At 72.8% G+C, this 13,946-nt stretch carries 15 protein-coding genes and 1 pseudogene; 9 read left to right on the forward strand and 7 right to left on the reverse strand.

Features of this window, described 5'->3' with window-relative positions:
* From B0E54_RS30795 to B0E54_RS30805, 3 genes are all read right to left on the reverse strand, one after another.
* Positions 1-888, reverse strand: an 888-nt coding sequence (locus tag B0E54_RS30795) for a hypothetical protein (protein WP_234591233.1), incomplete at its 3' end; no start/stop codon positions are given.
* 168 nt (positions 889-1,056) lie between these two features.
* A complete protein-coding gene (locus tag B0E54_RS30800; RefSeq protein ID WP_234591235.1) occupies positions 1,057-1,386 on the reverse strand; it encodes a hypothetical protein in 330 nt (109 codons plus the stop codon).
* A 204-nt stretch (positions 1,387-1,590) separates the two neighbouring features.
* Complete coding sequence (locus tag B0E54_RS30805) at positions 1,591-2,739, reverse strand: ankyrin repeat domain-containing protein (protein WP_234591237.1); 1,149 nt, start codon at positions 2,737-2,739, stop codon at positions 1,591-1,593.
* Between the two features lie 276 nt (positions 2,740-3,015).
* On the opposite strand from B0E54_RS30805, the gene B0E54_RS30810 reads away from it, so the two are divergent.
* Both B0E54_RS30810 and B0E54_RS30815 read left to right on the forward strand, forming a co-directional pair.
* Complete coding sequence (locus tag B0E54_RS30810; RefSeq protein ID WP_234591240.1) at positions 3,016-3,489, forward strand: MarR family transcriptional regulator; 474 nt, start codon at positions 3,016-3,018, stop codon at positions 3,487-3,489.
* A 39-nt stretch (positions 3,490-3,528) separates the two neighbouring features.
* Positions 3,529-3,960, forward strand: a complete 432-nt coding sequence (locus tag B0E54_RS30815; protein WP_234591242.1) for an SRPBCC family protein — start codon at positions 3,529-3,531, stop codon at positions 3,958-3,960.
* A gap of 17 nt (positions 3,961-3,977) precedes the next feature.
* On the opposite strand, the gene B0E54_RS30820 is transcribed toward B0E54_RS30815, so the two are convergent.
* Complete coding sequence (locus B0E54_RS30820; protein WP_234591244.1) at positions 3,978-4,661, reverse strand: alpha/beta fold hydrolase; 684 nt, start codon at positions 4,659-4,661, stop codon at positions 3,978-3,980.
* A 139-nt stretch (positions 4,662-4,800) separates the two neighbouring features.
* Here B0E54_RS30820 and B0E54_RS30825 point away from each other — a divergent pair, with 139 nt between their 5' ends.
* Positions 4,801-5,628: a helix-turn-helix domain-containing protein gene (locus B0E54_RS30825; protein WP_234591246.1), complete on the forward strand. Its 828-nt coding sequence runs from the start codon at positions 4,801-4,803 to the stop codon at positions 5,626-5,628.
* 1 nt (position 5,629) lies between these two features.
* On the opposite strand, the gene B0E54_RS30830 is transcribed toward B0E54_RS30825, so the two are convergent.
* Positions 5,630-6,391 (reverse strand): SDR family NAD(P)-dependent oxidoreductase, encoded by a 762-nt coding sequence (locus B0E54_RS30830; protein ID WP_234591248.1) that lies wholly within the window; start codon positions 6,389-6,391, stop codon positions 5,630-5,632.
* Between the two features lie 85 nt (positions 6,392-6,476).
* Here B0E54_RS30830 and B0E54_RS30835 point away from each other — a divergent pair, with 85 nt between their 5' ends.
* A complete protein-coding gene (locus tag B0E54_RS30835) occupies positions 6,477-7,337 on the forward strand; it encodes a helix-turn-helix transcriptional regulator (RefSeq protein WP_234591250.1) in 861 nt (286 codons plus the stop codon).
* 171 nt (positions 7,338-7,508) lie between these two features.
* Entirely contained in the window at positions 7,509-8,087 is a 579-nt protein-coding gene (locus B0E54_RS30840) for a DUF3455 domain-containing protein (protein WP_234591253.1), read from the forward strand.
* Between the two features lie 47 nt (positions 8,088-8,134).
* Here the strand turns inward: B0E54_RS30840 and B0E54_RS30845 are convergent, their stop codons facing one another.
* Positions 8,135-8,353, reverse strand: coding sequence for a hypothetical protein (locus B0E54_RS30845; protein WP_234591255.1), 219 nt, complete (start codon positions 8,351-8,353; stop codon positions 8,135-8,137).
* A gap of 169 nt (positions 8,354-8,522) precedes the next feature.
* Here B0E54_RS30845 and B0E54_RS30850 point away from each other — a divergent pair, with 169 nt between their 5' ends.
* The 4 genes from B0E54_RS30850 (at position 8,523) to B0E54_RS30865 (ending at position 13,731) form a co-directional block, all read left to right on the forward strand.
* The gene (locus B0E54_RS30850; protein WP_234591258.1) at positions 8,523-9,749 is read left to right on the forward strand and encodes a sensor histidine kinase; all 1,227 of its coding nucleotides are present in this window, start codon (positions 8,523-8,525) and stop codon (positions 9,747-9,749) included.
* Positions 9,737-10,393: a response regulator transcription factor gene (locus B0E54_RS30855; protein WP_234591260.1), complete on the forward strand. Its 657-nt coding sequence runs from the start codon at positions 9,737-9,739 to the stop codon at positions 10,391-10,393. The genes B0E54_RS30850 and B0E54_RS30855 overlap by 13 nt, the downstream gene beginning before the upstream one ends.
* A gap of 111 nt (positions 10,394-10,504) precedes the next feature.
* Entirely contained in the window at positions 10,505-11,263 is a 759-nt protein-coding gene (locus B0E54_RS30860; protein WP_234591262.1) for an ABC transporter ATP-binding protein, read from the forward strand.
* Positions 11,260-13,731, forward strand: coding sequence for an FtsX-like permease family protein (locus B0E54_RS30865; RefSeq protein WP_234591265.1), 2,472 nt, complete (start codon positions 11,260-11,262; stop codon positions 13,729-13,731). Before B0E54_RS30860 ends, B0E54_RS30865 begins: the two co-directional genes overlap by 4 nt.
* Before the next feature lie 68 nt (positions 13,732-13,799).
* On the opposite strand, the pseudogene B0E54_RS30870 reads toward B0E54_RS30865, so the two are convergent.
* Positions 13,800-13,946: pseudogene (locus tag B0E54_RS30870) on the reverse strand (arabinofuranosidase); the annotation flags it as partial.

Here is a 13,946-nt window from a genome sequence, read left to right on the forward strand (position 1 = left end):
GCCCACCGCACTGCGTGTCGGTCGGGGGTACGCCTTGGCCGCGGCCTGCGCGCCCCTGCCCTCCGCGGTCTGCGGGGCGGCGGCTCCGGTCGGGGCGGCCTGGCCCGGCGCAGCTGCCTGGCCGGCGACGGCCGCAGACTGCCCGGCCGCGTCGGCCATCTGTTCGTGGTGGGTCGCCTCGGCGGTGAAGTCCTGCCGGACGTCGCGCCATTCACCGGCGAGATGGCGGTCGTCGGCGGCCGCGGCCCGATGCCAGGTCGCGTCGGCGTCGGCACCGGCTCGGCGGCCCTCGGCCTCCCGCTGCTGCGACGAACGGTCCGCAGGCCCACGGCCGTCGGTCGCGCTGCGCTGCGCCGCCGACGTCGCCGTGCGGGGCCCGACGGCCTGCTCCTGCCGTTCCGCGGCGCCGCGCACGGCGCGGGACAGTGCATCGCCCGTGTGGGTACGCCCGCCCGGGGCCGGCACGCGTACGCCGGTCTCGGCGAGTCGTTCACCGGCGGCCCGACGCGCCATGTCGGCAGCCGGGTCGACAGCCTGCCAGGCGGTGGAGGCACGCCACACCTCGGCGATGTCGGCGTTCGTGGCCTTCTGCCACCACTGCGGGTCCGCCGCGCGGTTCCAGGTCGCCGCGTCCTGGCGGTACTGCGCGTGCAGTTGGTCGTGCACTTCCCGGGTGCGGTGCGGGTCGAGCCCGGCAGCCTGTTCGGCCAGCTCACTGCGGACGTCGAACTGCCGGTCGCCGACGGCCTGGGCGAACTCGAGCTGCCGCTCGGTCACCGCACGCTGCTGCAGCAGTTGCTGTTGCTGCTGCTCGGCCAGGAACCGTCGGTACTCCATGATCGCCGTCAGGAGCTGCACAACGCCGCCCGCGACCTCCGCAACCGCCACGTGTCCGCCTCCGCCGCAACCGGGTGATGTGACATCGCGTGCCGGCGACGTCGGGACAGCCGGGCGGCACGTCTGGCACCGTATCGCGCGGTATCGACGCGGCGCAGCCCCGCGCGTAGGCGACACGTGCCGGTCACGGGCCGTCCGCGGCGCGGCTTCCCCGGTGGACTACTTGCGGTTCCAGACCGCGTCCTGGCCGGTGCTCGGGTCCTTGACGGTGAGGGTGTTGCCGTCGGTGCTCAGGACGCCGTCGGCCGATATCTTGGTGATGCCGCAGTCCAGCTCGAGCCGGTACTCCCGGTTGCCCTCGTCCTTCGTGGTGCCGGTGCAGGGGACGTCGATGTTGGCCGACAGGGAGCCGTCGTCGCGCACCGTCATCGTGCGGGCCTGGTTGTCCGCCATGATCCACGTGCCGGTCAGCGACGGATCGTCGCCACACCCGGCCGCCAGCAGGGCGAGCCCGAGTGCCAGCCCGGCAGATCCCCAGCGCTTGATCACGTTTCCTCCCCCAGGTGTGCCGCGTCCCACACCCTACCGGCGGCGCGGCTGTGGGCCGGCCCGCCCATGGACATCCGTCATCGCCGGAGCATCGTCGCGTTCGGACCGTCGCGGGAAGCGCCGGCGTGTGACCGGTGGGTGGTCAGGGCGCGGGCGATGCCAGTTCACGCCGCGGCGTGCGGATCGCTGTCGCACGGACGCGGGTCAGGGCAACTGGGCATCGAGTTCGTCGAGCGTGTCGCGGACGTACTCCCGCCCGATGCCGTCCGGGAGCGTCACACGGATCGCGTAGACGAGCTCGACGAATGCCTGCCGTACCGTGCTCAGTTCTGCCCCGGTCAGCTCGATGCGGTGCCACGATGCGGTGGGCGACTTGGCGGGATCGTTGACGAGCCGGTGGGCGACGGTCCGGGCCAGCGTGTACGGGGTGCCGGTCCGCGCGTCCCACTCGTCGTCGCCCAACTCCTCCGTCGCGCACGCGACGAGCTGCCCCCAGCGGCGCAACTCCGCCGGATCGCCGCGTAGTTCGTATCCGGTGGGGTGCAGCCGCACGGCCGTACGGGCGATCGGCACGTCGTCCAGGCCGACGCTCATCTCGCCGAGGTCGAACTGAACGCCCTGCCGCTGCCAGCCTCGCGCGACACCGAGAGCGCCCGCGTGGTCGGCACCGGCCAGCAGGAGCGCGCAGCTCACGGCCCGTTCGTTGCGTTCGATGGCGTGCATCAGCGCGGTGTGCCCGTGGTTATCGACCGCGTTCGGGTCAGCGCCTGCGGTGAGCAGCACGTCGACGGCGGCGTGGTCACCGCGCCGAGCCGCGAGGATGAGCACGGGAGTGCCGTCGGAGCGCCGTGAGTTCGGATCAGCGCCGTAACTGAGCAGCATGCGGATCGTGGCCGGCGCGACAGGTCCCAGCACCGCCTGGACGATCGGGGTCTCCTCGCCGGGCGTGGCGTCGGTGCCGAGTTCCAGCAGGTAGCGCAGAACCTCCAACGCCGCGGGTTGGGGTCGGTGCCGGGTGGCGGCGACCGCGGTGAAGAGCAGGCTGCTGCGGTCGGTGGCCTCGACATCGAGGGCACCCCGATCGACGAGCAGGCGGACGACGTCGAGGTGACCATTGCTCACCGCGGACCGCAGCGGCGACTGCCACTGTGGCCGCCTCGCCCGCAGGGACGCCCCCGCGTCCACCAGCAATCGGGCGATTTCCAACCGCCCCGCGCCCGCCGCCTCAGACAGCACCGTCGGGGTGAAGGGGCTGTCGGCGGAGTCGGGGTCGGCGCCCTCTGCGAGCGCTGTCGTCACGGCTGCCGGATCGGCGGCACGGACGGCCGCAACGAGCTCTGCATCACGATCCACGACGCCGACCCTATGTGGTTCGGGTCGGCGGTACGCGCCCCCGAAGCGGCGGTTGGCCGGGGCGGCCGGGCGACTGAGAGCCGCTGTCTGGGGCTTGCCATGTGGGGCGGTCGGCACATCTAATTCATGTCGCGACATGCATGTCGCGACATCTAGGGAGTTCACGGTGACACCGATCAAGCAGGTCACGGTTGTCAGCATCGGCACCGTCCAGATCGACCCCGCGGCGGCCGGGCTCCTGGCCACGGCTCTGCGTGGACACGGCACGATGCGGGTGTGAGAACAGCCGAGCAGCTCCGCTACCTCATTCTCGCGGCACAACGAGAGGGCAACCGCCAGCTCACCGTGCTGCTGTCCGAGATCGGTGTCACGCCCGCGCAATCGGAGGCACTGCGCATCATCGGCGACCACGGACCGCTCGCCCTCCGGGAACTCGGCGACATGCTCGTCTGCGACACCGGCACCAGCCCGAGTCGCATCGTCGACCGACTGGTCGCGGCGGGTCTCGTGCAGAGAACCACAAGCGAACACGACCGGCGGCAGGTCCGGCTCGCGCTCACCGCGCCGGGCCGGGACAAGGCCCGCCGCGTCGCGGAGATCGAAAATCAGCTGTACGACCTGCTCGACCAGGCCAGTGCCGGAACGGACGTCGACGCGTTCATCGGTTTCCTGCACGGCTTCACCCGACAATCACCCGCCGGACTCGCCCTCGCGAACCGCCTCGCTGCCGAAGAGAAGCAGAAGGACTGACCGCGTGGTCGGGGTGCGGCACGCACACAGGGGGCAACCATGACCTTCCACCTCGACCTGGACATCGCGGCCCCGGCAGGGCGCGTGTTCGATTTCGTCGCCGATTTCACCACCATGCCGCGGTGGTATTCGGCAGTGCGACGCGTGGAGCGCGTCGGAGGCGTCGGCGGCCTGGGCACCCGGTACGAGGTGTATCGAGACCTGCCCGGCGGGCCCGCCCGCAACGACGTGTCGATCACCGCGTACGCCCAGGGCGAGGAGGTCACCTTCACCTCGCTGGCCGGGCCCACCCCGTTCACCTACCGCTACCTCGTCCGGCCGTCCGACGGCACCACGAGACTCCTCCTGGAGGGCACGATCAGCGCGGCCGGTCTCACCGGCCCGGTCGCACTCCTCGGACCGCTTGCCGAGAGGCTCTTCAAGACCGGGATGCGGGACAACCTCGGCACGCTGAAACAACTCCTGGAGTAGCGGGCCGCCCTTCACCGTCAGTGCGCTGAGCCTCCTTCGTCGAGCAGCAGCGCGGCGACCGCCTCGGGGGCCTCGTGCATGGCGTCGTGGCCGGTGGGGAGGTCGTGGACCTGCCACTCCGGGTCGGCGTCGAGCCGGGCGCGGAGCGGGGCGAACGGCGTCCGGTCCGCCCACCCCGAGCAGTAGACGAACTCGCGCCGTGGGACCCGGGCTGCGGCGCCGGTGAGCCGGATCGTCTGCAGGAACGAGGCGAGGGGGTGGGGACGACGGCGGGGATCGCCGCGCTCCGGCGGCCGGACGGAATAGCCGGTGCGCGCAGCTCCCGCGGCGAACACCTTCCGGAAGTGCTCGTTCGTCGCCGACCAGCACGACTCGCCATCGCGCGGCACGTAGGCGTCGAGATGCACCAGCCGCGAGATCCGGCCGTCCGCGCGGTCCGCTGCGGCCGCGACCACCATTCCGGCGTAGCTGTGGCCGACAAGCGTCGCGTCGGCGACGTGGGCGCGGTCGAGGAGCCGCACCACGTCGTCGGCGTGCGTGTCGAGATTGGCGGTCGCGACCGTCGCATCGTCGTCGTGCGGCCGCAGACCGGTCAGGGTCAGCGCGTGCACGGTATGACCGGCCCGCTCCAGCAACGGGACCACCGCTTCGAACGACCAGGAACCCTTCCAGGCGCCGGGCACAAGGACGTACGTCGTCATGCGCTTTTCCTCTCTCCAGCCTGGGCGTCGGGGCAGGCCACCCGATGCCGGGCGGTCGCGTCAGCACGGCCGCGGCTCACCGCCCACAGGTAGTGTCGCCAGGTCAGGGAGTGGCTTACTACCGACAGGAAGCCAGTCGATGCCCGTTCCCCGCCAATCTCGTCCGGCCGCCGGAGTGACGTCGCACCTCTGGCCCTCGGGCGGCCGCCACCTCTGGCCCGCCGGGGGAACGAGCGCCGCGCAGACGCACGCCCGAGGGCATCTGGTGTACGCGGCCAGCGGCATCCTGGCCGTGCACACCGAACGTGGCGCGTCGATAGTTCCCGCGAACCGGGTCGCCTGGACCCCTGCGGGGTTTCCGCACGACCACCGGGCGCACGGCGCCACCGACATGCGGATCGTGTTCCTCGCATCCTCCCTCGCCCGGATCCTGCCGGAACATCCCGCCGTGTTCCTGGCTTCGGATCTCGCCCGCGAGGTCCTGCTCGCCCTGACCGGCCCCGGCAACTACGACGACGCGACGCCTGGCCACAGCCGCCCGGCGCGCGCTCGCCTGCTTCGAGTGCTCGTCGACGAACTCCGCGAGGCACCCGAACAGCCGCTGCACCTGCCGGAGCCGCGCGACGACCGCCTGCGGGCCATCGCCCGGCTGCTGTACGAGACGCCTGCCGACAACGCCACGCTAGCCGAACTCGGAAGGACGATCGGAGCGAGCCCGCGCACCCTGAGCCGACTGTTCCACGACGAACTCGGCATGACCTTCTACGAGTGGCGGACGCAGCTGCGCGTCTACCACGCACTTGTGCTGCTGGCCGACGGTCGGGACACCACCCAGACCGCCTACGCGTGCGGTTGGGCCAATCCCAGCAGCTTCATCGCGGCGTTCAGCGCGATCATCGGAACGACGCCGGGTCGCTACCGGGCCGGCAGCGCGGCTCCGATCAGAGCCCGGTCGTACCCGCCGTGACCTAGGCTCGTGCTCCGCCGTCGACGCGGAGCACGACGCCTGTCACGAACGACGAACGGTCGCTGAGAAGCCACGCGGCCGCCTCGGCGATCTCCTCGGGCTCGGCCTGGCGGGCCAGCGGTGTGGCCGCGATCAGGCGCTCCACCAGGCCGGGCGAGTTCTCCTGCCAACTGTCGATCATCTCGGTACGGGTGTTGCCCGGAGCGATCGCGTTGACCCGGATGCCCTCCGGCGCGAAGGTGATCGCCGCCGACTCGGTCAGGCTGTTCACCGCACGCTTCATCGCCCCGTACGCGGGCAGCGCCGGATTCCCCGTGAGGCTGCCGACGCTGGAGTTGTTGACGATCGCACCCTGGCCGGCGGTGGCCCGGATCGCCGCGACCTGGGCGATCATGGCCAGCCACACGCCCCGCAGGTTGACCTGGTAGAGCCGGTCGAAGTCGGCCAGGCTCACCCGCTCGACGGGCCCCGGTGGAGTGATGGTCGCGCCGTTGTTGAAGGCCACGTCGAGCCGCCCGTGCAGGGCGACGGCCCGGTCGACCGCAGCCCGAACGCTGTCCGGGTCGGCCAGGTCGCACAGCACGTGATCAGCCGTGCCGCCCGCCGCCCGGATCTCGTCGGTGACGGCTCGGAGCTGGGATTCCGTCCGGGCCGCCAGCAGCACCCGCGCCCCCTCGCGGGCGAAGAGCCGGGCCGCCGCGGCGCCGATGCCCCGTCCCGCCCCGCTGACGAACGCGACCTTGTCCTTGAGCAGTGGTGTCATGCGGCCAGCCTGCGTCCGGCGTCCGGGTCGTAGCCAGGCATCGTCGATACCTGGCTGAGCCCGTCCGGCGGCGCACACTTGAGGGGTGAACCGACAGGAGTTGGCCCTCTTCCTGCGCAGCCGGCGCGAGCGGATCACCCCCGCCGAGGTGGGCCTGCCGGCCGGCACCAGGCGTCGCACGCCCGGGCTGCGCCGCGAGGAGGTGTCCCGGCTGGCGTTCATCTCCATCGAGTACTACACCCGTCTCGAACAGGCCCGCGCCCCGCACCCCTCGCCCGAGGTGCTGGCCGGCCTGGCCCGCGCGCTGCGCCTCTCCGACGCCGAGCGCGACCACCTGCACCACCTGGCCGGCAGGCCACCGGCCCCGCCCGCCGGGCCGCCGCGCGAGGTACGGCAGAGCATCCTCGACCTGATCGAGCGGCTACCCCAGGCGGCCGCCCACGTGACGTCGGCCAGCTACGAGGTGGTCGCCTGGAACGATCTCGCGGCGGCGTTGATGGAGGACTTCTCGGCGCTGCCCCGGCGTGACCGCAACCTGGTCCGCCGCGCCTTCCTCGGCCCACACCCGGACGGTCGGGTGCTGTACGGGGTGTCCGACGTCGACGAGTTCTGTCGCGCTTCGGCTCGGCGACTCCGGGCCACCGCCGCCCGCTATCCGGACGACCCCGAGGTGGCGGCGCTGGTCCGCGACCTGCTCGCGGGCAGCCAGCGGTTCCGGGACCTGTGGGAGTCGCACGACGTCGGCGACGAGCACACCCTGATCAAGACCTTCCAGCATCCGCTGGTCGGGCCGGTGACCGTGAACTGCGACGTCCTCGACATCGCCGACCGCGACCAGCGGCTCGTCATCTACACCGCGGTGCCGGGCTCACCCTCCGCGGAGGCGCTGCGCCTGCTCTCGGTGCTCGGCACCCAGCGCATGACTGTCAGCGCCACCGGGCACTGACCGTCCCGACGCCCGCTACCCGGTCCGGTGCTGCTGTTCGGGTGGTCGCGCCGGGTTGGTGGACCCGGGTGAATGAGCGTTCAAATTCGCCCGGAAATTGATCGCCGAGCGTGTTCTATCCGTGCGGATCCATGGGGCGTGGACACGCCCGCCCCCGGACGGAGGAATCGCATGATCAGCATGTCCCGCTCCCGGGTCCGGGCGCTTGCGCTCGTCGGAACGGCTGGTGTGGTCGCGGCGCTCGGTCTGGTGGCCGGCCCGGCGTCGGCCGCCGAGGTGGCCGAGGGCGCGACCCTGGGCGCCGACGCCCGCCGGATCGACGTCCCCCGCATCGCCTCGGGGATCAGGCCTCCGGCCGGATCCCGCCCCGTCGGCGCGTACGTCGTCGCGCGGGGAACGCAGACCTACACGTGCACGGGTGGTGTGTTCACCGGCGCGTCCGTACCGGAGGCTCAGCTGATCGGCACGGGTGGCCGGGTCCACCACTTCAGGGGCCCGAGCTGGCAGTCCGAGCGCGACGGCTCGTCGGTCACGGCGAAGAAGACCGCGGAGAGCCCGCGCGCGGGGACGATCCCCGAGCTGTTGTTGACGGTGGACACCCATTCCGGCAGCGGCAGTCTCGGCACCGTCGCGTACGTCAGCCGTCTGCTGACCTCCGGCGGCGTCGCCCCCAGCGGCGCCTGCACCGACGGCGCGACCGCGTCCGTGCCGTACGGCGCCCTCTATGTCTTCTGGACGGCGAAGCGGTGACCGCGCCGTCCCGCCGGGGGCTCCCGCACGGGACCCGCGGTGCCTGGTCACCGGTTGCGGCGGTGGTGAACGATCAGCGCCGCACCGCAGAGCAGCGCGACCAGGCCGAACACCGAGCCGATCCACGGGTTGCCCAGGGCGTTCGAGAGCACGGCGTTGATCGCCGCGCTGACGAAGAGCGCCAGCCACAGCAGCGGACGTAGCAGGCCGCCGGGCCGTTCCGGCGCGGTGGCGGGGGCCTGGGTGATGCGGTACGGGTCGGTCATGACTGTCTCCCTCGGTGAGCTTCGACGACACCATCGACGCTAGGCCGGCGACCCCGGCGGAGACGATCCCGCCAGCGCGACGACAGGCGTACAGCAGGCTGTACTTTCCGCCGCGGACGCTGCCGGCCGTGCTTGCGGTGGCCTATGTTGGCCCGGGAGGTGGGCGGCGATGGCGTACGTGCGGGGCCGGGTGCGTGCCTCGGTCGACGCCCTCGAACACCTCGTCGGCGGGCTGGGCACCGCGCTGCTGGCGCTGGGCGCGCTGTTCTGGGTGGTGGTCGTGGCACTGACCTGCCTGATCGGGGTGGGTCTGCGCCTGGCGCCTGGCGCGTTGCGGACGGTGCGCGCGGTGGCCGATCGGGAGCGCGCCCGGCTGTCCCGTCGGGGCACGACGATCCCGGTTCCCGGGCCCGTGCCGGAGGAGTTGCGGGAGGCGCTGCGCGACCCGTTCGTCCGCCGGGAGCTCGGCTGGGTCACGCTCCACTCGATCACCGGCCTGGCGTCCGGCCTGGTCGGCCTCACCCTGCCGATCAACGCGTTGCAGGACATCACGTTTCCGCTGTGGTACCGACTGGTTCCGCCCGAGACCGGCGCTCCGGGGATCGGCTGGTGGCGCATCGACGGGCTGTCCGAGGCGCTCCTGGTGGGGTTGCTCGGGGTGGGCTGGCTGGTCGCCGCGGTCGCGTTCGGCCCGGCGCTGGCCCGCTTCCAGTCCTGGCCCGGCCGGTGGCTGCTGCCCCCGCCGCCGGGGGTCGACCTGTCGCTGCGGGTCGCCGCGCTGACCGCCACCCGGGCCGCGGCGCTGGACGCCCACGCCCTGGAGTTGCGCCGCATCGAACGGTCGCTGCACGACGGCACCCAGAATCGGCTGGTCGCGGTCAACGTGCTGCTGGGCGCCGCGCGCCGGGCGGTACGGCGTGACCCGGACCGGGCCGACGAGATCCTCGGGCAGGCGCAGGACGCGGCGGAACAGGCACTCGGCGAGCTGCGTACGGTGGTGCGCGGCATCCTGCCGCCCGTGCTGGACGATCGGGGTCTCGCCGGGGCGCTGGCGGGCCTGGCCGGCAGTTGCGCGGTTCCGTGCCGGCTCGCCGTGGACGTGACCGTCCGCTGCGCGGCGTCGGTCGAGGCCACCGCGTACTTCGTGGTGGCCGAGGCGCTGACGAACGTGGTCCGGCACAGCGGGGCGAGCCAGGTGGACGTCGCGGTGCGCCGCGAGCAGGGTCGGCTGCTGGTCACCATCGAGGACGACGGACGCGGCGACGCCGACGAGGCACGCGGCTCCGGGCTCTCCGGCATCCGCCGGAGGGTCGAGGCGTACGACGGGCGAATGACGCTGACCAGCCCATCGGGAGGACCGACGAGGATGCACGTGGAGCTGCCATGCGGATCGTGATCGCCGAGGACGACCCGCTGTTGCGGGAGGGGTTGGCGCTGCTGTTGCGGGCTGAGGAGCTGGACGTGGTCGCCACGGCGGGCACTCCGGGAGAGTTCCTGGTCGCTGTCGACGAGCACGCGCCCGACGTGGCGATCGTGGACGTACGGATGCCGCCGACCCACACCGACGAGGGGATCGTGGCAGCGGTGGAGGCCCGGCGGCGCCAGCCCGGCCTCGCCGTGCTGGTCCTGTCGGCGTACGTGGAGCAGGCGTTCGCCACCGAACTGTTCTCGGTCGGCGCCGTCGGGCTCGGCTATCTGTTGAAGGAACGGGTGGGCCGGGTCGAGGAGTTCCTCGCCGCGTTGCGTCGGGTCGCGGCCGGCGGCAGCGTGATCGACCCGGAGGTGGTGGCGCAGTTGCTCGCCCGCAACCGCCGGCCGGACACGGCGTTGGCCGAGTTGTCGCCCCGCGAACGTGAGGTGCTGGGGCTGATGGCCGAAGGGCTCGGCAACACGGCGATCGCCGAGCGGCTGTTCGTCACCGACGGCGCGGTGCACAAGCACATCCGCAGCATCTTCGCGAAACTCCAGCTCCCACCCGACGACCGTGCCGACCGCCGGGTCACCGCGGTGCTGCGCTACCTGAACGGCGACCAGCGGTAGCGCCTGCTGTACCCGGACTGGGCAGCCCGTTGGATGGCCCACGTTCTCCCAGCTCAATAGCGTTTCTGGTGCGCGCGAATCCTGTCGCCGACTCGAAGAGAGGCCACCAGAATGCCCGAGTATCCGGGACCTACCAACGACGCCGTACGCGTCGAACACCTCACCCGGGTGTACGCGGCCGGCGGTAACCCGGTGACCGCGCTGGCCGGAATCGACGTCGGCTTCGGTCGCGGCACCTTCACGGCCGTGATGGGGCCCTCCGGCTCCGGCAAGAGCACGCTGTTGCAGACCGCCGCCGGACTCGACCGGCCCAGCTCCGGTCGTGTCCTGATCGGTGACACCGACCTGTCCGGGTTGTCGGAGACCCGTCTCACCGAGCTGCGGCGTACCCGCATCGGGTTCGTCTTCCAGGCGTTCAACCTGATCGGCGCCCTCACCGTCGAGGAGAACATCGTCCTGCCGCTGCGGCTGGCCGCCGTCCGTCCGGACCGCGCCTGGCTGGCCCGCGTGGTCGAGCGGGTCGGGCTCACCGACCGGCTGCGTCACCGGCCGGCCGCGCTCTCCGGCGGCCAGCAGCAGCGGGTGGCGATCGCCCGGGCGCTGGCCACCCGCCCCGAGGTGATCTTCTGTGACGAGCCCACCGGGGCCCTCGACACGCGGGCCGCGGCCGAGGTGCTGACGCTGTTGCGCGCGGTCGTCGACGACCACGGGCTGACCGTGGTGATGGTGACCCACGACCCGGTGGCCGCGTCGTACGCGGACCGGGTTCTCGTGCTGGCCGACGGTCGGATCGTCGCCGACCTGCCGCAGCTGGGGGCCGCCGGCATCGCCGAGCAGCTGGCGTCGCTGGATCGGCGGGTCGCCCGATGACCGCGCTCGCCGCCCGGCTGCTGCGGCACCGCGCCGGCCCGGCAGCAGCCACGCTGCTCGCCCTGATCGCGGGGGTGCTGATCCTGGTCGCCATGGGCACGCTCGTCGAGTCGGGGCTGCGCTTCCGTCCGGAGCCCCGGCTGTGGGCGGCGGCCGATCTGGTCGTCGCCGACCGCACGGTCAGCCACACCTTCAAGGAGTTCGACGGGGAAACCACCACGAGCACCGTCGCGTTGCCCGAGGGCGGCACCGTGGACGCCGCCCTGGTGGACCGGATCCGGCGGCTGCCCGGCGTCACGGCGGTGGCCGGCGACGAACGGGTGGAGATCGGTGCGCCGGCGGCCACGGGGCACGGCTGGGCCACGTACGCCTTCTCCGGTCGTCCGATCATCGCGGGCGCCGCCCCCCGGGCCGACGACGAGGTGCTGGCCGACTCCCGGCTCGGCGCGGCCCCGGGTGAGCGCGTCGACCTGGTCGTCAACGGGGTCAGCCGGTCGTACCGGGTGAGCGCGGTCGCCGACACCGGTACGACAGCGGTGTACTTCACCGACGCGCAGGCCGCGCGGTTGTCCGCGCATCCGGGTCGGCTGGACGCGATAGGCGTACGACTCGCGCCCGGCGCCGATCGGGACGCGGTCCGCCAGCTCGTCTCGGCGGCCGGTGCCACGACGTACGTCGGGCCGGAGCGCGGCGCGGTCGAGCAGTCCGCGAACCTGGCCGCCCGCGAGCTGCTGATCGAGGCGGGATCGGCGTTCGGCGGGTACGTCGTCCTGCTGATCGTCTTCGTGGTGGCCGGCACGATCGGTCTGTCCGTGCGGCACCGTCGCCGTGACCTGGCATTGCTGCGTGCGGTCGCGGCCACGCCGGGGCAGATCCGCCGCCTGCTGATCGGCGAGGCCGCGCTGCTCGCCCTGGTCGCCTCAGTGGTGGGAGTGCCGGCAGGTGTGCTGGCGGCAAGGTGGGTGCAGGGCGAGCTGGTGGACCGCGGGTTCATCCCGGCCGGCTTCCCGATGACCGGCGGCCTGTTCGCCGTGCCGGCGGCCGTGGGTACGGCGGTGCTGGTGGCCGTGCTCGCCGCGCTGATCGCCGGCCGGCGGGTGGCCGGGATCAGACCTGTCGAGGCGCTCGGCGAGATCGCGGTGGAGCCTCGGCGCGGCGGCCGGGTGCGGCTGGTCGCCGGTGTGCTGACCCTCGCCGCGGCCGTCACCTCCGGCGGGTTCACGATCGGCGGCACCGGGCCGACCGCCGCGCTGGCCGGTGCGGTAGGCATGCTCTACCTGTTCGTCATCGCGGTGGCGCTGCTCGCGCCGAGGATCAACGCGTACGCGGCCCGGCTGCTCACCCCGGTGCTGTCGCGGGTCTGGCGGGTCAGTGGCTACCTGGCCGCGGCCAACCTGCGGGCGAACGCACAGGGGATGGCGACCGTGCTGACCGCTCTCGTGCTCGCGGTCGGGTTCGGCGGTTCGGTCTGGTTCCTGCAGACGAATCAGGAACGGCAGACCATTGCGCAGAGCGCTGCGGGCACGCTCGCCGAGCGGGTGCTGGTCGCGCCGGGTGGGCTGTCGCCCGACGCGGCGCGGGAGGTCCGCGAGTTGACCGGCGTGCGGGCGGCCACCGGGGTACGCCGTACGCAGGTGGTGGTGCGGTCCTTCGACGGGATCGCGCCGGTCGCCGCGCAGGCGGTCGACCCGACGGGGATCATTTCCACAATGGACCTCGCGGTGCACGAGGGTGACCTGGCCGACCTGCGCGCGGGCACTGTCGCGCTGTCCGCGACGCAGGCGTCGGCGTCCGGTTGGCACGTCGGCGACCAGGCGGACCTGTGGCTGGGCGATGGCACACCGAGCAGGTTGACCGTCGTCGCGATCTACGGCCGTGGCCTCGGCTTCGGTGACGTCACGCTGGCCGCGCAGACGGTCGCCGGGCACACCGCCGGAGTCACCGACGACGAGATCCTGGTCCGCGCCGGCCCGGACGCCGATGCCGCACTGGCCGCCTGGTCGGCCCGGCACCCGGGCAGCGCGGTGCTCGACGCCGCGACCCGTACGCGTTTGATCGGCACCGATCTGGCGCTGAGCGCCTGGCTGAACCGGCTGCTGATCGGAGTGATGGTGGGGTACGCGGCGCTGGCGGCGGCCACCACGATGGTGCTGGCCGCGCTGGCCCGGCGTCGCGAGTTGGCGCTGCTGCGGCTGGTCGGGGTCACCCGCCGGCAGATCCGGAGGATGGTCCACGCCGAACAGGCCGGGCTGCTCGGCACGGCGGTGCTGATCGGCGCGACGATAGCGGCGCTGACCCTGGGCGCGCTCGTCAACGCGCTGACCGGCAGCCCGATCCCGTACGTTCCGCCGCTCGGCGGGGCGGCGGTGCTCGGCGGCGCGACGGTGCTGGCCCTGGCGACCACTGTGTGGCCGGTCCGGCGGCTGCTCCGGGTCCCGCCGATCGACGACATCGGCACGCGGGAGTAGGGCCGCGTGACTCCGGGGCGGGTTCGGCGTCATGCCGAACCCGCCCCGGAGTCGTCAGGCGGTGGAGGTCAGCGGCGCAGGGTGAGCAGGCCGGGACGGTACGGCAGGAGGCCGTAGTCGCCGCCGGAGTTGGGGGATCGGCCCTGGTAGAGCAGTTGCAGGTTGCAGGGGTCGACGGTGAAGGTCTGGTCGGCGCTGGTGCGGATCAGCTCGCC

It is taken from the genome of Micromonospora sp. MH99 (assembly GCF_021442385.1).
Classification (GTDB): Bacteria; Actinomycetota; Actinomycetes; order Mycobacteriales; family Micromonosporaceae; genus Micromonospora.